The organism is Christiangramia pacifica (genome assembly GCF_057221535.1).
In genome coordinates this window covers 1969157-1988561 of sequence record NZ_CM170146.1, presented here as the reverse complement: position 1 = coordinate 1988561, position 19405 = coordinate 1969157, and the positions used below count along the sequence as shown (strand labels likewise).

The 19405-nt window shown below is 38.3% G+C and carries 17 protein-coding genes; 9 read left to right on the top strand and 8 right to left on the bottom strand.

The features are described 5' to 3' along the window. Position 1: 1 nt before the first annotated feature. A complete protein-coding gene (holA, locus tag AC2S94_RS09280; protein ID WP_484628323.1) occupies positions 2 to 1006 on the bottom strand; it encodes a DNA polymerase III subunit delta in 1005 nt (334 codons plus the stop codon). 83 nt (positions 1007 to 1089) lie between these two features. Between holA and AC2S94_RS09275 the strand changes: the two genes are divergently transcribed. The 4 genes from AC2S94_RS09275 (at position 1090) to AC2S94_RS09260 (ending at position 4692) form a co-directional block, all read left to right on the top strand. Further along, positions 1090 to 1539, top strand: a complete 450-nt coding sequence (locus tag AC2S94_RS09275; protein ID WP_484628322.1) for a type I restriction enzyme HsdR N-terminal domain-containing protein — start codon at positions 1090 to 1092, stop codon at positions 1537 to 1539. Then, positions 1536 to 2528, top strand: coding sequence for a glycosyltransferase family 2 protein (locus AC2S94_RS09270; protein WP_484628321.1), 993 nt, complete (start codon positions 1536 to 1538; stop codon positions 2526 to 2528). Before AC2S94_RS09275 ends, AC2S94_RS09270 begins: the two co-directional genes overlap by 4 nt. A 96-nt stretch (positions 2529 to 2624) precedes the next feature. Continuing rightward, positions 2625 to 3470, top strand: a complete 846-nt coding sequence (locus AC2S94_RS09265) for an OmpA/MotB family protein (protein WP_484628320.1) — start codon at positions 2625 to 2627, stop codon at positions 3468 to 3470. 124 nt (positions 3471 to 3594) lie between these two features. Next, entirely contained in the window at positions 3595 to 4692 is a 1098-nt protein-coding gene (locus tag AC2S94_RS09260; protein ID WP_484628319.1) for a hypothetical protein, read from the top strand. Between the two features lie 45 nt (positions 4693 to 4737). Here AC2S94_RS09260 and AC2S94_RS09255 read toward each other — a convergent pair whose 3' ends face one another. The 4 genes from AC2S94_RS09255 to AC2S94_RS09240 all read right to left on the bottom strand — a co-directional run bounded on the left by AC2S94_RS09255 (position 4738) and on the right by AC2S94_RS09240 (position 9143). Beyond that, positions 4738 to 5574 carry an alpha/beta fold hydrolase gene (locus AC2S94_RS09255; RefSeq protein ID WP_484628318.1) on the bottom strand — a complete coding sequence of 279 codons (837 nt, stop codon included), beginning with the start codon at positions 5572 to 5574 and terminating at the stop codon, positions 4738 to 4740. A gap of 105 nt (positions 5575 to 5679) precedes the next feature. Next, a complete protein-coding gene (locus AC2S94_RS09250; RefSeq protein ID WP_484628317.1) occupies positions 5680 to 6300 on the bottom strand; it encodes an L-threonylcarbamoyladenylate synthase in 621 nt (206 codons plus the stop codon). Positions 6301 to 6357: 57 nt separating this feature from the next. Then, positions 6358 to 6567 (bottom strand): hypervirulence associated TUDOR domain-containing protein, encoded by a 210-nt coding sequence (locus AC2S94_RS09245; RefSeq protein ID WP_484628316.1) that lies wholly within the window; start codon positions 6565 to 6567, stop codon positions 6358 to 6360. Between the two features lie 254 nt (positions 6568 to 6821). Then, complete coding sequence (locus AC2S94_RS09240) at positions 6822 to 9143, bottom strand: ATP-dependent helicase (RefSeq protein WP_484628315.1); 2322 nt, start codon at positions 9141 to 9143, stop codon at positions 6822 to 6824. Positions 9144 to 9301: 158 nt separating this feature from the next. Between AC2S94_RS09240 and AC2S94_RS09235 the strand changes: the two genes are divergently transcribed. From AC2S94_RS09235 to AC2S94_RS09220, 4 genes are read left to right on the top strand one after another with little or no spacing between them, the layout of a single operon-like run. Next, positions 9302 to 9838 (top strand): DsrE family protein, encoded by a 537-nt coding sequence (locus AC2S94_RS09235; RefSeq protein WP_484628314.1) that lies wholly within the window; start codon positions 9302 to 9304, stop codon positions 9836 to 9838. A 3-nt stretch (positions 9839 to 9841) separates the two neighbouring features. Continuing rightward, positions 9842 to 11122, top strand: coding sequence for an amidohydrolase (locus AC2S94_RS09230; RefSeq protein WP_484628313.1), 1281 nt, complete (start codon positions 9842 to 9844; stop codon positions 11120 to 11122). Between the two features lie 2 nt (positions 11123 to 11124). Next, the gene (locus AC2S94_RS09225) at positions 11125 to 12720 is read left to right on the top strand and encodes an FMN-binding glutamate synthase family protein (RefSeq protein ID WP_484630905.1); all 1596 of its coding nucleotides are present in this window, start codon (positions 11125 to 11127) and stop codon (positions 12718 to 12720) included. 13 nt (positions 12721 to 12733) lie between these two features. Continuing rightward, on the top strand, positions 12734 to 13255 hold the full coding sequence (locus AC2S94_RS09220; protein ID WP_484628312.1) for a DUF7935 family protein: 522 nt from the start codon (positions 12734 to 12736) through the stop codon (positions 13253 to 13255). Here the strand turns inward: AC2S94_RS09220 and AC2S94_RS09215 are convergent. Genes AC2S94_RS09215 through AC2S94_RS09205 form a run of 3 tightly spaced genes read right to left on the bottom strand, consistent with a single transcriptional unit; the run spans position 13239 to position 17180 of the window. Continuing rightward, positions 13239 to 14162: a patatin-like phospholipase family protein gene (locus AC2S94_RS09215; protein WP_484628311.1), complete on the bottom strand. Its 924-nt coding sequence runs from the start codon at positions 14160 to 14162 to the stop codon at positions 13239 to 13241. The two genes, AC2S94_RS09220 and AC2S94_RS09215, sit on opposite strands and share 17 nt — an antisense overlap. Further along, on the bottom strand, positions 14162 to 15064 hold the full coding sequence (locus AC2S94_RS09210; protein WP_484628310.1) for a patatin-like phospholipase family protein: 903 nt from the start codon (positions 15062 to 15064) through the stop codon (positions 14162 to 14164). The genes AC2S94_RS09215 and AC2S94_RS09210 overlap by 1 nt, the downstream gene beginning before the upstream one ends. Position 15065: 1 nt before the next feature. Beyond that, positions 15066 to 17180, bottom strand: a complete 2115-nt coding sequence (locus AC2S94_RS09205) for a M1 family metallopeptidase (RefSeq protein ID WP_484628309.1) — start codon at positions 17178 to 17180, stop codon at positions 15066 to 15068. A 125-nt stretch (positions 17181 to 17305) separates the two neighbouring features. Here AC2S94_RS09205 and recG point away from each other — a divergent pair, with 125 nt between their 5' ends. After that, on the top strand, positions 17306 to 19405 hold the full coding sequence (gene recG / locus AC2S94_RS09200) for an ATP-dependent DNA helicase RecG (RefSeq protein WP_484628308.1): 2100 nt from the start codon (positions 17306 to 17308) through the stop codon (positions 19403 to 19405).

Here is a 19405-nt window from a genome sequence, read left to right as displayed (position 1 = left end):
ATTAATTCATTATTTTAACCAGAAGCTCCTTCAACAGGTCACCCTGAGAAACATTGCTCGCACCAACACCTTTGCTTTTCACATCTGTTTCCTGGAGTAAACTTATGGCGTGGCTAACCTTTTTCATGGGGTAATTTCTTGCAGCAACGGCGTAATCGCTTACAAAATATGGACTGATCTTTAATTGTTTCGCCACCACTCCTTTGGACTTATCATTTAGGCCATGGTATTGAAGTATTTGTGAAAAATAAGAGAACAATAGGGAAATCGTCACCACCATTGGGTTATCCTTTGGGTTCTGAGAGAAATAATTTATGATTCGGTGAGCTTTTAGTGAATCCTTTTCTCCAATCGCCTTGCGTAGCTCGAAATTATTGAAATCTTTACTAATACCTATATTTTCTTCAATGATCTCTGGGCTAATGGTAGTTCCCTGAGGGCAGATTAAGGTTAGTTTATCCAGTTCATTATCGATCTTACCAAGATCGGTTCCTAGAAATTCAACGAGCATTTGAGAGGCCTTAGGAGAAATTGAATAGCCTCTGCTTTTTAAATTCCCGGTGATCCAGCTTCCCACTTGGTTTTCATACAATCTTTTGCCCTCAAATAGAACTCCAGACTTATTAACCGCTTTATATAGCTTTTTTCTTTTGTCTATTTTCTTGTATTTATAGCAAACTACAAGAACTGTTGTTGGCTGAGGGTTTTCAGCGTAGTCTACCAGTTTCTCGATCGTTCTGGAAAGATCCTGCGCCTCTTTTACGATCACCACCTGCCTTTCAGCCATCATGGGATATCGCTTGGCGTTGCTCACAATTTCGTCAATACTGGTATCTCTTCCGTAAATCAGCATTTGGTTAAATCCCCGCTCCTCTTCAGAAAGAACATTTTCTTCAATAAAATCTGAGATCCTGTCTATGTAATACGGCTCTTCACCCATCAGGAAATAAATTGGTTTTATATTCCCTTTCTGAATATCGTTTACAATCTGTTTAGCTTCGTCCATGCGGAATTTTGCGGCGGTTTATGCTGAAAGAATTCTAAAAAAGTAACTTGCAAGCCTGTAATATTGTTTATTACTTTTGAAACATGCAAAAATTGAATTTCCCTCAATATTCATTTCGGTTCAAAAATAATCAAAATAAAATAGCTGTTTTTGATGATCTCAGGAAAAAATTCGTCATCCTTACGCCAGAAGAATGGGTGCGCCAAAATTGCGTTAGATTTTTGCAAACTGAGAAAAAATATCCGCTAAGTCTTATCAATGTCGAGAAACAATTGAAGATCGCGGGACTTACAAAGAGGTATGATATTGTAATTTTTGAACCTGACGGGAATATTCAGCTTATTGTAGAATGTAAAGCCCCGAAGATCAAGATCACTCAGGATACTTTTGACCAGATCGCTCGATATAATCTTACCTTAAAAGCAAATTTCCTGATGGTCACCAATGGATTGGAGCATTACTTTTGCAGGATGGATTACGAAAATGAGAATTATATTTTTTTAAAGGAAATTCCTGAATATTCCAAAGTATGAAAATCGCTGTGGTCATATTAAATTGGAATGGAAAGGAACTATTGAAGAAATTCCTACCGTCAGTCCTGAAATTTTCGCAAGACGCCAAAGTGTATGTGGCAGATAATGATTCCAGTGATGGATCGCTGGAACTTTTAATAAATGCTTTCCCAGAAGTGAATATTATTGAAAATGGAATAAACGCAGGTTATGCTGGGGGTTATAATCTTGCTTTACAAAAAGTTCCGGAAGATATTCATATCCTGCTGAACAGTGATGTAGAGGTAACTGAGAACTGGTTGCAACCAATTCTTGAAACTTTTAGAAAGGAGCCTGTAACTGCAGCAATCCAGCCAAAAATCCTGGATTTTAATGCGAAAAATCAATTTGAGTATGCCGGGGCGGCCGGTGGCTATATAGACATATTTGGTTATCCATTTTGTCGAGGTCGTATTTTCCAGAAATTGGAAGAAGACCACGGGCAATATAATCAGGATGAATATATTTTCTGGGCTAGCGGCGCCTGCCTTGCCATCAGAAAAGTAGCCTTTGAGGAAGTTGGTGGACTAGATGAAGATTTCTTTGCTCATCAGGAAGAAATTGACCTATGCTGGAGACTTTTGAATAAAGGCTATAAGATAAAATACGTCGGTGCTTCCCTTGTTTTTCACGTTGGTGGAGCAACTCTAGAACATGTAAATCCTAAAAAGACCTTTTACAATTTCAGAAACGGACTTTTTCTACTTCTTAAAAACGTAGAACCAGCTAAACTTTTTTACATTCTTTTTATACGGATGATCCTTGATGGAATTGCTGCTTTCAAGTTTATTTTCGAAGGAAAATTCAATCATTTTTTTGCGATTTTAAGCGCCCATGGTAGCTTCTACAGGCACTTCAGAAGAATGAGAAAAAAGAGACCGAAAGAATTCATTTTCAGGAAATACTACCTTATTTCTTCTATTGTTTATGCTCATTTTATTCAGAAAAAAAATAAGTTCAGTGAGCTCTGAAAATAAATCAAGAAGGAAATGTTAAAATACCTTTTCACCTTATATTTTTTTTGATATTTTTGGGCATTCTAACAAATTAAATTTAAGAAACAGATTATGAAAAAAATCATGCTATTATCAGCAACAGCTGCCATCCTGCTTTCTTCGTGTGTTTCACAGAAAAAATACAACGAGCTTGAAGCCAAGCAAAGAGAAACTCAGGACCAGTTGAATACTGCTACTGTTAAGCTAAATTCATGTCTTGACGAAAAAGAGGGAATGACCAAGCAAATCACAAGACTTAATAATACAAATGCAGCATTATTGAATAATGTTGGTGATCTAGCTACTCTTTCTAAGAAAGAAGCAGAGAACATGGAAAGATCACTTGAAAGAATCAAAGAAAAAGATCTTGCTATCACAAAAATGCAAGATGCGATGAACAAGAAAGATTCTGTTACTCTAGCTCTTGTAACCAGCCTTAAAGGTGCTCTTGGAAATATGAGTGACGAAGATATCGAGATCAACGTTGAAAAAGGTGTTGTTTACGTATCTATTTCTGACAAACTATTATTTGATAGCGGTCGTTACAACATTACTTCTCGTGCAAAAGAAGTTTTAGGTAAAGTTGCAACTGTAGTGAAGAACAAACCAAACATCGAGTTTATGGTTGAAGGTCACACAGATAACAAACCAATTAGTACTTCAATGTTCGAAGACAACTGGGATCTTTCTGTAAAACGTGCTACTTCAGTAGTAAGAGTACTTCAGGATGATTTTGGTGTTGAACCAGCTCGTATGACTGCTGCAGGTAGAAGTTACTATGTGCCAATCGCTTCAAACGAGACTGCTGAAGGACGTGCTAAGAACAGAAGAACTAGAATTGTTGTTCTTCCTAAACTTGACCAGTTCTACAGTATGATCGAAGAAGGAATGGAAAAAGCAACTTCTGGAGACGAATAAGCATTCGATTTATAATATCAGAAAAGCCTCGCAATTGCGGGGCTTTTTTATTTTAACACTTAAAATTCTAATAATCAGTAATTTATATTAATTTTAGCATACCAACCACCTAATTTTTGAGGCTATGAAAAACACAGATGCGTACATCTGGTGCTGTGGTATGCTAATATTTTGCTTTTTAATCTTATCCTGTTCGGAAGAAGAAAGCATGCCTGAAATAAAAAATCATCAGATTATTAATTTAGACCATACAGCTAAACAGTCTTATAACTATTTTTTATACCATCAACCTATTCCATATTCACTTAGCGCTAGATTTCAGGATGATGAGCTAATCATAGAAACTTGTGAATCCACGCCGTTCAGCCAGGTTTTATCTGATTATTTTGAAGATCTATTAAATGATCCTGTTTTCGATTTTAACCTCCTGAATTACTACCTGGAATTAAATCAGAAATACGTTTCTTATTATATGGGTGAAAACTGGTATGGTGAAAATGGGGAATTCAATAAACTTGCTGAAAGGAGAATGCGTGAATTAAGAAGATTTTGGAACTTAGACCGTGAGATTTATTTGAATGGCCAGCACACCTCTTACTTAAACGACCGTGAAATACTTACTGATATGATCGAAAGTTTTGACCGGACAGTTAGAAATCGAACTGAAGCTTACCAGAAAGCAGATTTTCTTTTAGAGTTAAACGAAACTTCACCAAACTTTCCTGAAAATCCCTACTTCGCGTTTGATGCTTTTACAAAAGAAAGTGGACTACTGGTTATAGGCGATGGACTCATCCAAAGTATTACAGATATGGGCATTGATGCAGATCTTGCTTTTACAGCGATATTATCGCATGAATGGTGGCACCAGGCTCAGTTTGAAAATGAAGATAGCTGGGAAACAGCTGGAGATCTTATTGGGCAATCTGAAATTTCTAAATATTCAGAATTAGAAGCAGATTATGCTGCATCCTATTTTTTAACGCACAAAAGGGGTGCTACCTATAACTGGAAAAGAATTGAAGAATATTTTGAACTTTCCTTTAATGTCGGTGACTGTCTTATCGAGAGTAACGATCATCACGGTACGCCATCTCAAAGATTAACCGCTGCGCAACTTGGTTATGAATTGGCATATTCTGCGCAGAAGAAAGGTTATATTCTTACTGCGACTGAAGTTCATTCAGCATTTCTGAATGACTTCTCAAAAATCATTAAATAAAAAAAGCCCTTCATTGAAGGGCTATAGCGTGTAGTTTTTATTCAATTATGATTTCAGAAAATCAATGAAAATTTTATTAAATTCTGCAGTATGAGTAAGTACCAGTCCGTGTGGTGCTTCTTCAATTACATGGTATTCACTTTTCTCGATCATATTTGCACTTTTCTTTCCTGAAATTTCAATCGGTACAATTTGATCTGCATCTCCATGTACAATCAAGGTTGGAATATCAAATTTCTTTAGATCATCACGAAAATCTGTCAATCCAAAGGAGTCGACACATTCTAATGTCGCATTTGAAGATCCCTTACAGGCGATAGACCAGTAGTAATCTGTCATTTCCTGGCTAATTCTGTCTCCTACTTTATCAAAATTTACAAATTGCTTTCCGAAGCCTTGCAGAAATGCCGGACGATCTTTCTTAATTTCCTTTTTAAATCCTTCAAAAACTTCTTTTTCGAGTCCGTCTGGATTATCATCTGTTTTCAGCATAAATGGAGGCACGGCCGAAATTAAAGCAGCTTTCGATAGATTTGCCGTTCCGTATTTTCCAATATACCTGGCAACTTCTCCTCCTCCCATGGAAAACCCTACTATGGTCACTTCAGATAAACCTAATTTGGTAATTATATCGTTTAGATCTTTCGCCAGACTATCATAATCATAATTTGTCCAGGGTTTATCGCTATCACCAAAACCTCTTCTATCGTATGCTATACACCTAAATCCTGCATCAACAACTTCATTTATTTGGTATTCCCACATGCGATGACTAAGCGGCCAACCGTGAATTAAAATCACAGGCTTTCCTTCACCATAATCTTCATAATAGAGGTTAATATTTTTCCCTTTTTCTTTACTTGTAGTTTCAATAAAACTCATAACATTAATTTTTTATTGAAAATAAGCATGTTACGTTTCATTGAGAAATATTAGCCTGACTTTAGTATGTAATTAACGGGAATAGCGGTGATTTTCAGAATACCTTTACATTATATCAATACTTCCCTTACCTTCCCTAATCACTTCAGGTTCTGGAGTCGTAAGATCGATTACCGTTGATGGAATGTTATCACCGTAGCCGCCATCAATAACAATGTCTACCAGATTATCCCATTTTTCTTTGATCAATTCAGGATCGGTTCCATATTCCAACACCTCATCATCATCCCTTATGGATGTAGATACAATTGGATTTCCAAGACCATTTACAATGGCCCGGCAAATATTGTTATCTGGTATTCTGATCCCGACAGTTTTTTTCTTCTTGAATACGTTTGGAAGATTATTACCACCGGGCAATATAAATGTATAAGGCCCAGGCAAGGTTCTTTTAAGTATTTTAAAAGTCGCCGTATCAATTTGCTTTACATAGTCTGAAAGATTGCTCAGGTCTTCACAAACAAATGAAAAATTAGCCTTTTCAAGTTTGACTTTCTTGATCTGGGCAATCTTTTCCAGGGCCGCGACATTGGTGATATCGCAACCGAGACCATAAATAGTATCTGTGGGATAAATGATGAGCCCTCCGTTGCGAAGGGTATCAACTACTTTCTTAATGTGTTTGGGAGCCGGGTTTTCGTCATAAATACGCAGTAATTCAGCCATAATAATATATTTTACTCTAATTGATAATCACCCTTATTACACCTTCAGCAATCTTTATTAGCTGTTCTCAACTTCACTTTCGAGCTTTAACACTTTGGAGCCATCTTCCTGCTCAATATAAAGTGCCTTGTTCCCTTCTTCTCCTTCACGAGTTATATCGCTTCCGTCAATTTGCTTGGTTACTTTTTTGGTATAGGTAGAAATCACTTTTCCTTTCGCAGTGCCATTACCCCATTTCCATTTAACTGTACTTCCTTCTCGTATCATTTTTTTCTTTTCAAGATAAAGAATATTACTCAGATTTTCATCTAAAAGAATGTGGTGACCCCATATTTTACAGGATATTTAACAGTTATTCAAATTATAGAGAGACTCAAAAATTGCCACAAAAAAAGAGACCTCTAAAAAGAGGTCTCTAAAAAACTTTGTTTTTGTTTGGTTCTTGAAATATACTAAAGGTAGGGCTTCAATTACATCTCTTAGCTAATATATGTAAAAAATACATGAATGCAAATATCTGACTATGAAAGAATTTTCAATTTTGCGAAACGGAGTAATAATTTCTTTATTCCTCCTTGCTCAAAATCTATTTCAGCTTTCCTGTCCTGTCCAGATCCTTCAAGTTTCAAAACCTTTCCTTTTCCGAAGCGCATATGTTCCACTTCGTTTCCTTCCGAAAGATCCAGAGTATTTCTCGCCTTCTCCGGTTCTGTTGCGGCAGGCTTCAATTTTCTAAGTTTTCTTAGTTGTTCTTCCGAAGGTTTGTGTGCAGGAGGCGGAGTTCCGCTTTTCGGTTTGGTAGTTCTAAGTTTGCTCTTATCAACCTCATCCCCAAAAATGTCGGTATCTATAAGTGGCTTATATTTATAGTCGTCTTGAGGCACCATAAGATCAAGATACTGATCATCGATCTCCTCAATAAAACGGCTCGGTTCAGCATCTACAAGTTTTCCCCAGCGATACCTGGACAATGTATAAGTAAGATAAGCCTGTTTTTCAGCCCGGGTAAGGGCTACATAAAATAATCTACGTTCCTCTTCAAGTTCACTTCTTGTGTTCATACTCATTGCCGAAGGGAAAAGATCTTCTTCCATTCCCACAATATAAACGTAGGGAAATTCAAGCCCTTTGGCGAGATGAATAGTCATTAAAGCAACCCTGTCTTCATCCCCAGTATCTTTATCAAGATCTGTTGCCAGGGCTACATCTTCAAGAAACTCTGATAGTGAACCGGTAGCATCAGCAAGTTCCTTTTGCCCTTCCACGAAGTCACGAATTCCGTTCAGTAATTCCTCAATATTTTCTATCCGGGCGATACCTTCCGGAGTTCCGTCTTTCTTTAATTCCTGAACAAGTCCCGTTTTCTTGGTAACTGTTTCTGCAATCTGGAAGGCGTCACTGGTTTCATTCATGATCCCGAAACTGATGATCATATTCACAAAATTCTCCAGCTTCGTCTGAGTTCCACGGTTAATTTTAAGATCTAGTTTATCCAGGTTCTGGATCACCTCGAAAATAGAACGGTTGTGCTGATTTGCGGCAATGGCCAGCCTGTCCATCGTGGTTTGACCTATACCGCGAGAAGGATAATTGATAACTCTTTTCAGAGCTTCTTCATCCTTTGGATTCAATATCAGTCTTAGATAAGCGAGAACGTCCTTAATTTCCTTTCTCTGGTAAAATGAGAGACCACCGTAAATCCTGTACGGAATATCCTTTTTCCTTAAAGCGTCCTCCATTGCTCTACTCTGGGCATTGGTTCTGTATAAGATCGCAAAATCACCATTATCCATTTGATTCTGCATCTTATTCTCAAAAATCGAACTCGCCACATATCTTCCCTCCTCCCCATCGGTAAGCAGCCTGTTCACTATGATCTTTGGTCCGTCTTCGTTCGCCGTCCAAACGATCTTGTCCAATTTTGTCTTGTTCTTATCTATGATAGAGTTTGCTGCATTCACAATATTCTTGGAAGACCTGTAATTCTGCTCCAGGCGGTACATCTGTACATTATCATAATCTTTCTGGAAGTTCAGAATGTTATTGATATTTGCTCCACGGAAGGCATAAATACTTTGCGCATCATCACCTACTACGCAAATATTCTGAAATTTATCTGATAGTGCTCTAACGATTAGATACTGCGAGTGGTTGGTATCCTGGTACTCATCTACCAGAATGTATTTGAACCTGCTCTGATATTTGTGAAGGACTTCCGGAAATCGATTTAAAAGCTCGTTGGTTTTTAGAAGAAGATCATCAAAATCCATAGCTCCTGCCTTAAAGCATCTATCTACATAAGCTTTGTAGATCTCACCTAAACGAGGCTTTTTAGACATAGCATCGGCCTCCTGCAATTCAGGATTTTGAAAATAGGCTTTTACAGTGATCAGGCTGTTTTTATATGATGAAATACGATTGTAGACCTGTTTATACTTGTAAACATCCTTATCCAGCCTCATCTCTTTAATGATAGCCCTGATCACACTATGTGAATCCTGGGTGTCATAAATGGTGAAATTAGAAGGATATCCCAGTTTGTCTGCTTCAAACCGAAGGATCTTAGCGAAAACGGAGTGAAAAGTTCCCATCCAGAGATTCTTTGCCTCACTGTTTCCAACGATCTTCGCGATACGTTGTTTCATTTCCCGAGCTGCCTTATTCGTAAAAGTCAGCGAAAGGATATTAAACGCATCCACTCCCTGATTCATCAGATAAGCGATCCTATATGTAAGCACTCGGGTTTTACCGGAACCTGCTCCGGCAATAACGATCATGGGTCCATCTTTTTGCAGCACCGGAGCCCTCTGTGCATCATTCAATTCAGCTAAATAAGCTTCCAAATTTTCTCCGTTTTTTAAAAGCTGAAAGGTAACCAAAATGGTCAAAAAAGGAAACCGGACAGCAAGCGTTTTTTAAACAATTAGGTGTGATGGTAAGTTCAAAAGGATTATAATTTAATATCTTTAAAATCCTAAATCAAAAGATTCCCGAAGTATCTATGAAAAAAACAATTCTCGCTCTACTATTTCTGCTTTCCTTCCAGGTGAATTCACAGGAGGCCACATCGGGAAATCTTATAAGCGAGTACGGAAAAACCTATAAAGTGAAGTCTCCTGAATTTAAAACTGACACTTCTTCCGTGCTAAAAGTAGTTTTTGACGTAGACAGAAATTTTAAAGCTTCTGAACCAAATCTTCTTATTGAAACCGCAGCAAGATATCTTAACATGCATGAGAAAGCAGGTGTAAAACCTGAAAATATGAAACTCGCTTTGGTGCTTCACGGCAAAGCGGTGAAAGATGCTTTGGAAAGCGATTTTTATAAAAAAGAATATCCTGAAGAATCCATAAACCCGAATATTGAACTGATCAAACAATTAAGTCAGCATGGAGTCGAAATTATTTTATGCGGACAAAGCGCTGCTCATTACAAAGTGACCAGGAAAAATACGATTGGTGATGTGAAATTTGCCTTATCTGCGATGACTGCTTTAGTTCAACTACAGAATGATGGATATCAACTAATTAAATTTTAAAAAATGAGAGTAAAAAACTATTTGTTTTTAGCCGGAATTCTTCTCTCCTGTATTGCCCAGGCACAAGAAACTACGATTCCGCAAGAAAATTTTAAGAATATTGAATCCAGAGTGATAGAATGGCGAAGAGATTTTCACCAAAATCCGGAACTTTCCAACCGGGAATTCGAAACAGCTAAAAAAATTGCGAAGCATTTAAATTCCCTGGGAATTGAAATTCAAACAGGAGTTGGGAAAACTGGTGTGGTTGGTATTTTAAAAGGTGATAATCCCGGTAAAACAATAGCCTTAAGAGCAGATATCGATGCACTTCCGGTTACAGAAAATAATGATCTGCCTTTCAAGTCTGAAGTGAAAACAGAATTTCTCGATGCAAAGACCGGAGTAATGCATGCCTGTGGTCATGATACCCACACCGCGATCCTTATGGGTGTTGCTGAAATACTTTCAAATAATAAAGACAAGATCAACGGAACAGTAAAATTCATTTTTCAACCTGCAGAAGAAGGACCGCCACCAGGGGAAGAAGGTGGAGCTGCCTTAATGATCAAAGAGGGCGTGCTAAAAAATCCTGATGTAGATGCAATTTTCGGACTTCATATCAATGCCGCTACTCCCGTTGGAACCATTAAATATAAACCTGAAGGAACCATGGCTGCGGTGGAGCGTTTCGTTATAAATGTAAAAGGGAAACAGGCTCACGGTTCGGCTCCATGGAGCGGGGTTGATCCAATTCTAATTTCTGCAAAGATCATTGACGGATTGCAAACCATCATCAGTAGAAACGCTGAATTAACAGAATCTGCTTCTGTGATTACCGTTGGGAAGATTACCAGTGGCGTAAGATTCAATATCATCCCGGAAACTGCAGAAATGATTGGGACGGTTAGAACGCTAGATCCAAAAAATAAAGAGTTGATACTTTCAAGAATGAAAGAAATGGTGCCGGCAATTGCTGCGGCTTATGGCGGTGAAGCCACAATCGAAATTCAGAATAATACTGCCATTACTTTTAATGATCCTGAACTTACACAAAAAATGCTTCCGACTTTAAAATCGGTCGCTGGAGAAGAAAACGTGAGTTTGATGAAAGCAACGACCGGCGGAGAGGATTTTTCATTTTTTCAGGAGGAGGTTCCTGGTTTTTATTTCTTTCTTGGAGGCATGCCGCAAGGTGGCGAACCGACCAGGCATCATACTCCCGATTTTTTCATTGATGAAAGCGGATTATTATTAGGAGTTGAATCGATGACACAACTTACCCTTGATTATTTAAATAATTAATGATGAATGAAGTATTGGAGATTTTAGGTTGGATTCCCTGGTGGGGCTGGCTTTTAATCGTGTTAGTCTTAATTGCAATTTCAGATGTTTTCTTCAATAAAAAACATACCATAAAGCATAATTTTCCTGTGGTTGGGCATCTGCGATATTTCCTCGAAAGTATTGGGCCTGAACTAAGACAGTATATCGTTGCAAATAACAGGGAAGAATTGCCATTTAATCGCCGTGAGCGCGGCTGGATCTATGCATCGGCTAAAAACGAGAACAACTACGAGGGCTTTGGTACAGATCAGGATATTTTTTCAACGCATTACATTTTTATTAATAATGCCATGCTGCCCTACAAACTTCCTGAGGGTCATCCCAATTTAAAAAATTCAGGATTGATTCCCTGCGCAAAAGTAATGGGCGCATGGAATAGGCGGAAAAAACCGTTCAGGCCTGCTTCTATTATCAATGTTTCCGCCATGAGTTACGGTTCTCTTTCCGCAAAAGCTATTGAATCTCTGAACGAGGGATGTAAACTTTCCGGCGCCTATCATAACACTGGTGAGGGCGGACTTTCTCCCTATCACAAGCGAGGTGCTGATGTTGTTTTTCAAATAGGAACCGGATATTTTGGAGTAAGAGATGAAGATGGAAATTTCTCTTTGGACAAATTGGTGAAACTTGTAAAAGATAATCCGCAGGTTAGAGCCATAGAACTGAAATTATCGCAGGGAGCAAAACCTGGAAAAGGCGGTGTACTTCCAGCAGCGAAAATATCTAAAGAAATTTCCGAAATCAGAGGCGTCCCCATGAACAAGGATGTGATCTCTCCAGCCTTTCATACGGCTTTTGATTCAGTTGAAGGAATGGTAGATTTTATTGAAGAAATGGCACAAGCGACAGGATTACCTGTAGGAATCAAATCTGCTGTTGGTCAGTTAAAAGACTGGAAAAAACTAGCGAAGATCATGCAGGAAAAGGATCACGGTCCAGATTTTATTGCTATAGATGGTGGTGAAGGTGGTACCGGCGCTGCACCGCCAAGTTTCGCAGATCATGTCTCACTTCCATGGATCTATGCGTTTACCGATGTTTATAAGATCTTTCAGAAATATGAGCTGACAGATCGGATTGTGTTTATTGCCTCCGGTAAATTAGGATTTCCGGCCAAGGCTGCCATGGCTTTTGCTTTAGGTGCAGATTGCATAAATGTTGCACGGGAAGCGATGATGAGTATTGGTTGCATACAGGCGCAAAGCTGTCATACCAACACCTGCCCTACTGGTGTCGCTACACAGAATAAATGGTTACAGGCGGGAATAGATATTAATGATAAAGCGATGCGCACCAATTTCTATTTTGTGAAATTCAGAAAAGAATTACTTCAAATAAGCCATGCCTGTGGTTATGAGCATCCCTGCCAGTTTACCACTGATGATGTGGACATCAACCTCAGCGATAAGAATCTTGCAAAAACTCTGGCTACTACTTTTTCATACCACAAAGATGAAGTAAATTTCGGCTCTGTGAAAGAACTCGTTGAATGTGCTCATTTGGGTGGAAACCTCAACCTGGAGCATCTTCAGAAAACGGAAAAAGCTATAGACTAAATTAATTTAACTGATGAACGAATCTGAAATTCTTGATCTTTTATATTCCCTATTACCAGCCCTGATTGTTGGCTTGATCTCCTTTTATTTTTTCAACACTTATTCAAAAAATGAAGAAAATAGAAGAAGATTTTTACTGCTGAGAGAAAAACAGAAAACAGCTTTACCAATAAGACTACAGGCGTATGAAAGGCTAGCTCTCTTTCTGGAACGAATTTCTCCGGGCAAAATTTTATTCAGGGTACAGCCAACGTCTGAAGATGCCGATTCTTACGCAACATTATTGATAGCTAATATAGAACAGGAGTTCGAGCATAATCTGGCGCAACAGATATATATAACCAATGAATGCTGGGATTATATCAAAACTTCAAAAAATGCGACGATTACTATGATTAGAAAAGCTGTCGCTAAAGAGGATGTAAATACATCAGATGAGCTGCGGGAAGTGATCCTGAAATCACTAATGGAAAAGCAACCGCCTACGGATGCTGCACTTTCTTACATTAAAAAAGAGGTTAAAAACCTAGCTTAAACCAGGAAGATTTAGCCGCTTTTTTCTCCATTTCCTTTTTTTCGGCATATTCATAACCTTGCTGCCACCATTCGGTCATGGCTTTTTTATTAAAGACCAGAGAGTTTTCGGTTAATTTGGTAGGTGTATAGTAAATATTAAGTTTCACCTTTTTATTCATCGCCGCCAGTTTACCTTCAACGATATCATGATATTCCACCTGGTCCAGTAGAAATCCGAAAAGATTCACCATCAGTGAAAATGGATTTTTTCCGAGGATTTTGTTGTATTCCATATTTTCGGCTTCCAGGATGATCGCATCTACTTCTGTCGCTCCTCTTTTGATAGCCTCCCTGATTGGAACTACACAACCAAGACCACCATCGGCATATTCAAAACCGTCTTTTTGCGCGAGGCTCATAAAAGGAATATAATTACAACTTATCCAGATCCAGTCGCAAAAATCGTCATATTCAAACTCGTGAATAGACTTATATTCTACTCTATTTTTGGAAAGATTGGAAACGGTAACAACCACATCCTTGACCTTACTCTTAAGCTCGGTAAAATCCTGGTGTGAGAAATTCTTCCTGATGTTTCTTCTTAATGCCTTACTCTCTCCAAATGTTCTGCGCTGACGGATGAACTGCCAGATCGTATTCAGATAATTGATGGTCACATACTCCCGGCCATCTTTCTTTTTTACTACAAATGGATTGATACTGAAAATCTTCCGCTGGTTAACATTGGTATAAATGTCATATATCTTCTGAATATTTCCTGCGGCAAGATGCGGAATTAAAAGACTTCCGGTGGAAGTTCCCAGGTATAGATCATAATTACGTTTCTTTTCCTGTATAAGATATTGAGCAACTCCGCCGGCAAAAGCGCCTTTGCTTCCTCCTCCAGATATTACTAATGCGCGCATTAAGGTTCGATTTGGTTCAACTCTTTATTTCTATGCTTAGCGAATTCATAACCGCTTTCCCACCATGCTTTCATCTTCTCTTCATCAAAAATAAGGGAATTCGTGGTCAATATACTTGGGGTATAATAGAAATTCAAAACGGCATCTTTATTGGCTGCGGAAAATTTACCTATCCTTATATTCTGGGTTTCGATTCTATCCAGCATAAATGCAAACAAATTCGTGATGAGTGAAAATACATTTTTTGAAGGCATTCTATTGAAATAGGTCACTTCAGTTTGCAGTATGATCGCATCTACTTCGGTGGCGCCCCTTTTAATAGCTTCTTCAATAGGAACCATAGAACCCAAACCACCATCTGCATATTCGCAGCCGTTCTTTTTCACCAGGCTCATAAAGGGAGTATAATTACAGGAAATCCAGATCCATTCTATAAAATCTTCGTATTCATAATCTTTGATAGATTTGTACTCAACTTCATTCAAAGAAAGATTGGAAACGGTAACAACGATATCTTTGGGGCCGGCTTTCAATTGTTCAAATTCATCTTTTGTAAAAGTCTCCTTAAGAAGTTTTTTTAAATTCAGACTTTCACCAAATGTCTTCTTGCCTTTCAGAAAATTCATCAGCACGTTAAAGTGATTGATGCTTATATTATCATACCCGTGTTTTCTCTTGATCAGAAAAGGTCGGTTACTGAAGATACTGGATTGATTAACCGAGGTAAAAACCTTTCTAACTTTTTCCGCTTTTTCAAGCGCCATGTGGGAAATTAGAAGACTTCCGGTAGAGGTACCGATAAAAAGATCATAGTCCTTTTTTAATTCTTCAGTAAGATACTGGGCTACCCCGCCGGCAAATGCGCCTTTACTGCCTCCCCCCGAAATTACCAGCGCGCGCATATTAACCGTTTAATTTAGATTTCAAATAAGCAGTTTCTGCCTCTTTCAAATTTCCTGAAACTTCTTCCAGTTTCTGCGCGTATTCTTCGTTTTTCAAAAGCTCCAGTAACAATTTTCTGCAATAATCCCTAAATCTATACGCATGATGCTGTGTTCCTTTTATTAAGCTTTCAAGACTTTTTTCATTGAGTGCGCCTAATTGATACAAATAACTAAAGGCATTTTCCCGCAACTGAAAGGGCTGACCGGCATAAGAATATCCAGCAAGTTCTTTATAATAATCCTGCGTAAGCTCAGCTTCAAATTCTGGAGTAACCAGGTTTAGTGTTAACCACAGCATTCTGACATTCTTGTTATAGAATCCGTCTACTTTCTTCATTTTTGATAAATACTCTTTTCGATCTTCAGGAAATTGTTCCCAAAGCTTGAAAAGAGCAGCTTCCTGGGTCAGGTAAGATTCATCATCAAGCAAGGATTCAAAATCTGATTTTAGAACATCTGGGATTTTAACCATACTACTCGCAATTGCCTGCCGGACAAAAATATTATTAGAATCAAAGGCTTTTTTGTACAACCTGATAGCTTCCGGTGATTGAATTCCTGATAACTGGTTCACAGCTTCCTGACCTATGTAATCATTTACCGGGAATTGCAGAGCATCTTCAAGAAAATCTATTTTCTGATCAAACGGCGTTTCTCTCAGAGCAGCAATGTTCAGATAATCTACAATGAATTCTGATTGCTTTAAAGACTCAAGCGATTGGTTTGCTTTAAAAGCCGATTGTTCCAACCAGTCTTTTTTAAATTGAGTAAGATCCATGCCGGAAGCGGCTTCCATTTCAGCAAGGAAATTATCGGTTTCTACATTCTGATATTTATAGAGTTCAAGGTAATTCTTCACTCCTTTTTTGAAAGCTTCATCTCCCACCCTGTCTTTCAAAATATGTAATGCCCAGGCCCCTTTCTGATAAAAGATCAGGGAGCTAGCTTTTGGATCTAATAGCGCCTGTCCTTTTCCGGAATCGCTTAATTTTTTTAGACTTTCCGCGGTTTCGTATAATTTCCAGTAATAATAATCATCGCCAAAGATCTCTTTTTCAGCAAGCAAAGCGTAATAAGTTGCGAAGCCTTCATGCAACCAGTGATGCTTTCCATTCTTTTCGGTTACAAGATCGCCAAACCATTGATGAGCCAATTCATGCGCATTCACATTCACATAGTTTTGATCTTTGAATCCAATAGAATCTGTTAGAAAAGATGCTGAAAATATCGTAGCTCCCGTATTTTCCATTCCGCCGTAAAGAAAATCCAGAACTGGTACCTGCTTATATTCCTGCCATGGGAATTCAACGTCAATTTCATTTTCTAAAAAATCAAAAATTTCTGCGGAATATCTGTAGGTTGGTTCTACAAAAACAGAATCTTCTGGTCTGTAATAAAGTTTGAGATCAACGCCGGTAGAAGAATTCATCACAATAGAATCAAATCTTCCGGCAGCAAATCCAACAAGATAACTGCTCATGGGGCGCTCCATATCAAATTTCCAGCTCGTAATGCTATCATTGACCGATTTCTTTTTTTGCAATCTGCCATTGGCAATTACCTGGTAAGGTTTAGGATATTGATAAGTGATATCGAACTCAAGCTTTTCATTCATATCATCAAAACTCGGTAACCACGTAGAAGTATATTTTCCCTGTCCCTGAGTCCAAACCTGTCTTTGAGTACCATCAGATTCTGGATTATCCCAGTTTATAAAATACATCGCAGATTCTGGCTGAGCTGAATAATTAAATTTTAAGTGTCTTCCGGTTGAGGGTAAAAATTCTGATATTAAATAGATCCCATTATCATCGGTAAAATAATTAACAGGATCATCGTCTAGCAAAACATCGGTGAATTGCATTTTTCTTCCATCTATGTATAGAGTGTCTTGCTGGGCCAGGACTTCGAAGAAAAAAGTAACTTCTCCATTCACCAATCCTTTTTCTGGAAAAATTTTCACCAGTCCTTCCAGCCTTTTAAAATCAAAATTTTCAGTTTGAGAAACTCCGGTTTCCTGAGCCGGCAAAACAACCGGGAACATTAAGAAAAGGAGTGCAAGTATATTTCGCATGTATGTATTGAAGATAACTCCTGCAAAATACAAAATTGGGCTTTTAATACATAAAAAATAAGGTTTAAACCGCTTCATGCTTTCAAGCTATTTAAAAATCAATCGGTTTTAATATCTTCGTTTTTATGATCCAGAATCTTCTGCAAACCCCTATTGAGTATTTAAAAGGTGTTGGTCCCAACAGGGCTGAAACCTTGAAAAAAGAACTTAATATTCAATATTACAGGGACCTGATCAATTTTTTCCCCAACCGCTACATCGATAAAACCGGATTTTATAAGATCAACCAGCTTCAACGTAATTCTTCGGAAGTACAGATCGTTGGCAAAATTGTTCATCTGAAAACGGTGGAGCAGAAACGAGGAAAACGTCTTGTGGCAGATTTTGTAGATGATACAGGTAAAATGGAGCTTATCTGGTTTCGTGGGCATAAATGGATTCGTGAAAACTTAAGGCTGAATACGCCTTACGTGATCTTCGGGAAAACGAACTGGTATAATGGTAGTTTCAGCATGCCACATCCTGAAATGGAACTGGTAGCAGATTATAAGAAGAATCTCCGAACAGCCATGCAGCCGGTGTATCCATCTACAGAATTGCTGGTAAAAAAAGGTATTACCAATAGGGTCATCATGCGATTGATGCAGGAAGTTCTGCAGCAAACCGGGCTCAAATTTTCAGAAAGTCTCAATCGAGAACTCGTAGAAGAACTGAAACTGATCTCAAAAGCGGAAGCGCTTTTCAACATACATTTTCCGAAAAATCAGGAATTGCTGGCCAAAGCTCAATTTCGACTGAAGTTTGAAGAACTTTTCTTTATTCAGCTGCAGTTACTCAGGAAAAACATGCTGCACAAGCAGAAAATCAAAGGTTTTAATTTTGACCAGATTGGTAATCATTTCAATGATTTTTACCAGGAGCATCTACCTTTTGATCTCACCAATGCACAAAAAAGAGTGATCAAGGAAATTAGGGGAGATATGGGTAGCGGAGCTCAAATGAATCGTTTGCTACAGGGAGATGTTGGTTCAGGAAAGACGATCGTCGCCTTGATGTCCATGTTCATTGCTTTGGATAATGGATTCCAGGCTTGTTTAATGGCTCCAACTGAAATTCTTTCTATTCAGCATTATAACGGACTCAAAGATTTATGTAAAGATCTTGACCTGGAAATCTATTTACTTACAGGTTCAACTAAAACCGCCCAGCGAAGAGAAATCCATGAAAAACTAGAAAACGGAAAAATCAATATTCTGATAGGCACCCACGCTTTACTGGAAGATAAAGTGAAATTTCATAACCTGGGACTGGCAGTTATTGATGAGCAACATAGATTTGGAGTTGCACAAAGGGCAAAATTGTGGAAGAAGAATCATATCCCTCCACATATACTTGTGATGACGGCTACTCCGATTCCGCGAACTTTAGCCATGAGTCTCTATGGCGACCTGGATATTTCAGTTATAGATGAACTTCCTCCAGGGCGTAAACCTATAAAAACCGTTCACAGGTATGACAGTAACAGGCTAAAGGTTTTCAGATTCATCAAAGAAGAAATTCAGAAAGGAAGACAGGTATATGTGGTTTATCCGTTGATCCAGGAGTCTGAAAAAATGGATTATAAAGACTTGATGGATGGTTACGAAAGTATTGCCCGGGAATTCCCCGATTTTCAGATCTCTATTGTTCATGGCCAGATGAAACCTGCAGACAAAGATTATGAGATGGATAGATTCGTCAGGGCTGAAACCCAGATCATGGTCGCTACTACTGTAATAGAAGTAGGAGTAAATGTTCCAAACGCCAGTGTGATGATCATTGAAAGCGCCGAAAGGTTTGGGCTTTCTCAATTGCACCAGCTACGCGGAAGAGTTGGTAGAGGTGCTGAACAAAGTTTCTGTATTTTAATGACCGGGCACAAATTATCTAATGATAGCAAAACTCGCTTGGAAACAATGACTTCTACAAATGATGGTTTTGAGATTGCTGAAGTAGATTTAAAACTCCGCGGGCCTGGAGATCTGATGGGAACTCAGCAAAGCGGTGTTTTAAACTTAAAGATCGCTGACATTGTAAAAGATAATTCCATTTTAAAATCTGCCAGATATTATGCCGCAAAACTTTTAAAGGAAGATCCAAACCTTTCAAAAGAAGAAAATATCATGGTAAAAAATGCCTATTCCAGGTTAGTAAAAAATAAAACCATCTGGAATTATATTAGCTAG

Excerpts from the sequence above, each read along its gene's own strand:
- holA (WP_484628323.1), bottom strand. The coding sequence starts at position 1,006 with ATGGACGAAGCTAAACAGATTGTAAACGATATTCAGAAAGGGAATATA.
- AC2S94_RS09275 (WP_484628322.1), top strand. The coding sequence starts at position 1,090 with ATGCAAAAATTGAATTTCCCTCAATATTCATTTCGGTTCAAAAATAAT.
- AC2S94_RS09270 (WP_484628321.1), top strand. The coding sequence starts at position 1,536 with ATGAAAATCGCTGTGGTCATATTAAATTGGAATGGAAAGGAACTATTG.
- AC2S94_RS09265 (WP_484628320.1), top strand. The coding sequence starts at position 2,625 with ATGAAAAAAATCATGCTATTATCAGCAACAGCTGCCATCCTGCTTTCT.
- AC2S94_RS09260 (WP_484628319.1), top strand. The coding sequence starts at position 3,595 with ATGAAAAACACAGATGCGTACATCTGGTGCTGTGGTATGCTAATATTT.
- AC2S94_RS09255 (WP_484628318.1), bottom strand. The coding sequence starts at position 5,574 with ATGAGTTTTATTGAAACTACAAGTAAAGAAAAAGGGAAAAATATTAAC.
- AC2S94_RS09250 (WP_484628317.1), bottom strand. The coding sequence starts at position 6,300 with ATGGCTGAATTACTGCGTATTTATGACGAAAACCCGGCTCCCAAACAC.
- AC2S94_RS09245 (WP_484628316.1), bottom strand. The coding sequence starts at position 6,567 with ATGATACGAGAAGGAAGTACAGTTAAATGGAAATGGGGTAATGGCACT.
- AC2S94_RS09235 (WP_484628314.1), top strand. The coding sequence starts at position 9,302 with ATGAAAAAAACAATTCTCGCTCTACTATTTCTGCTTTCCTTCCAGGTG.
- AC2S94_RS09230 (WP_484628313.1), top strand. The coding sequence starts at position 9,842 with ATGAGAGTAAAAAACTATTTGTTTTTAGCCGGAATTCTTCTCTCCTGT.
- AC2S94_RS09225 (WP_484630905.1), top strand. The coding sequence starts at position 11,125 with ATGAATGAAGTATTGGAGATTTTAGGTTGGATTCCCTGGTGGGGCTGG.
- AC2S94_RS09220 (WP_484628312.1), top strand. The coding sequence starts at position 12,734 with ATGAACGAATCTGAAATTCTTGATCTTTTATATTCCCTATTACCAGCC.
- AC2S94_RS09215 (WP_484628311.1), bottom strand. The coding sequence starts at position 14,162 with ATGCGCGCATTAGTAATATCTGGAGGAGGAAGCAAAGGCGCTTTTGCC.
- AC2S94_RS09210 (WP_484628310.1), bottom strand. The coding sequence starts at position 15,064 with ATGCGCGCGCTGGTAATTTCGGGGGGAGGCAGTAAAGGCGCATTTGCC.
- AC2S94_RS09205 (WP_484628309.1), bottom strand. The coding sequence starts at position 17,180 with ATGCGAAATATACTTGCACTCCTTTTCTTAATGTTCCCGGTTGTTTTG.
- recG (WP_484628308.1), top strand. The coding sequence starts at position 17,306 with ATGATCCAGAATCTTCTGCAAACCCCTATTGAGTATTTAAAAGGTGTT.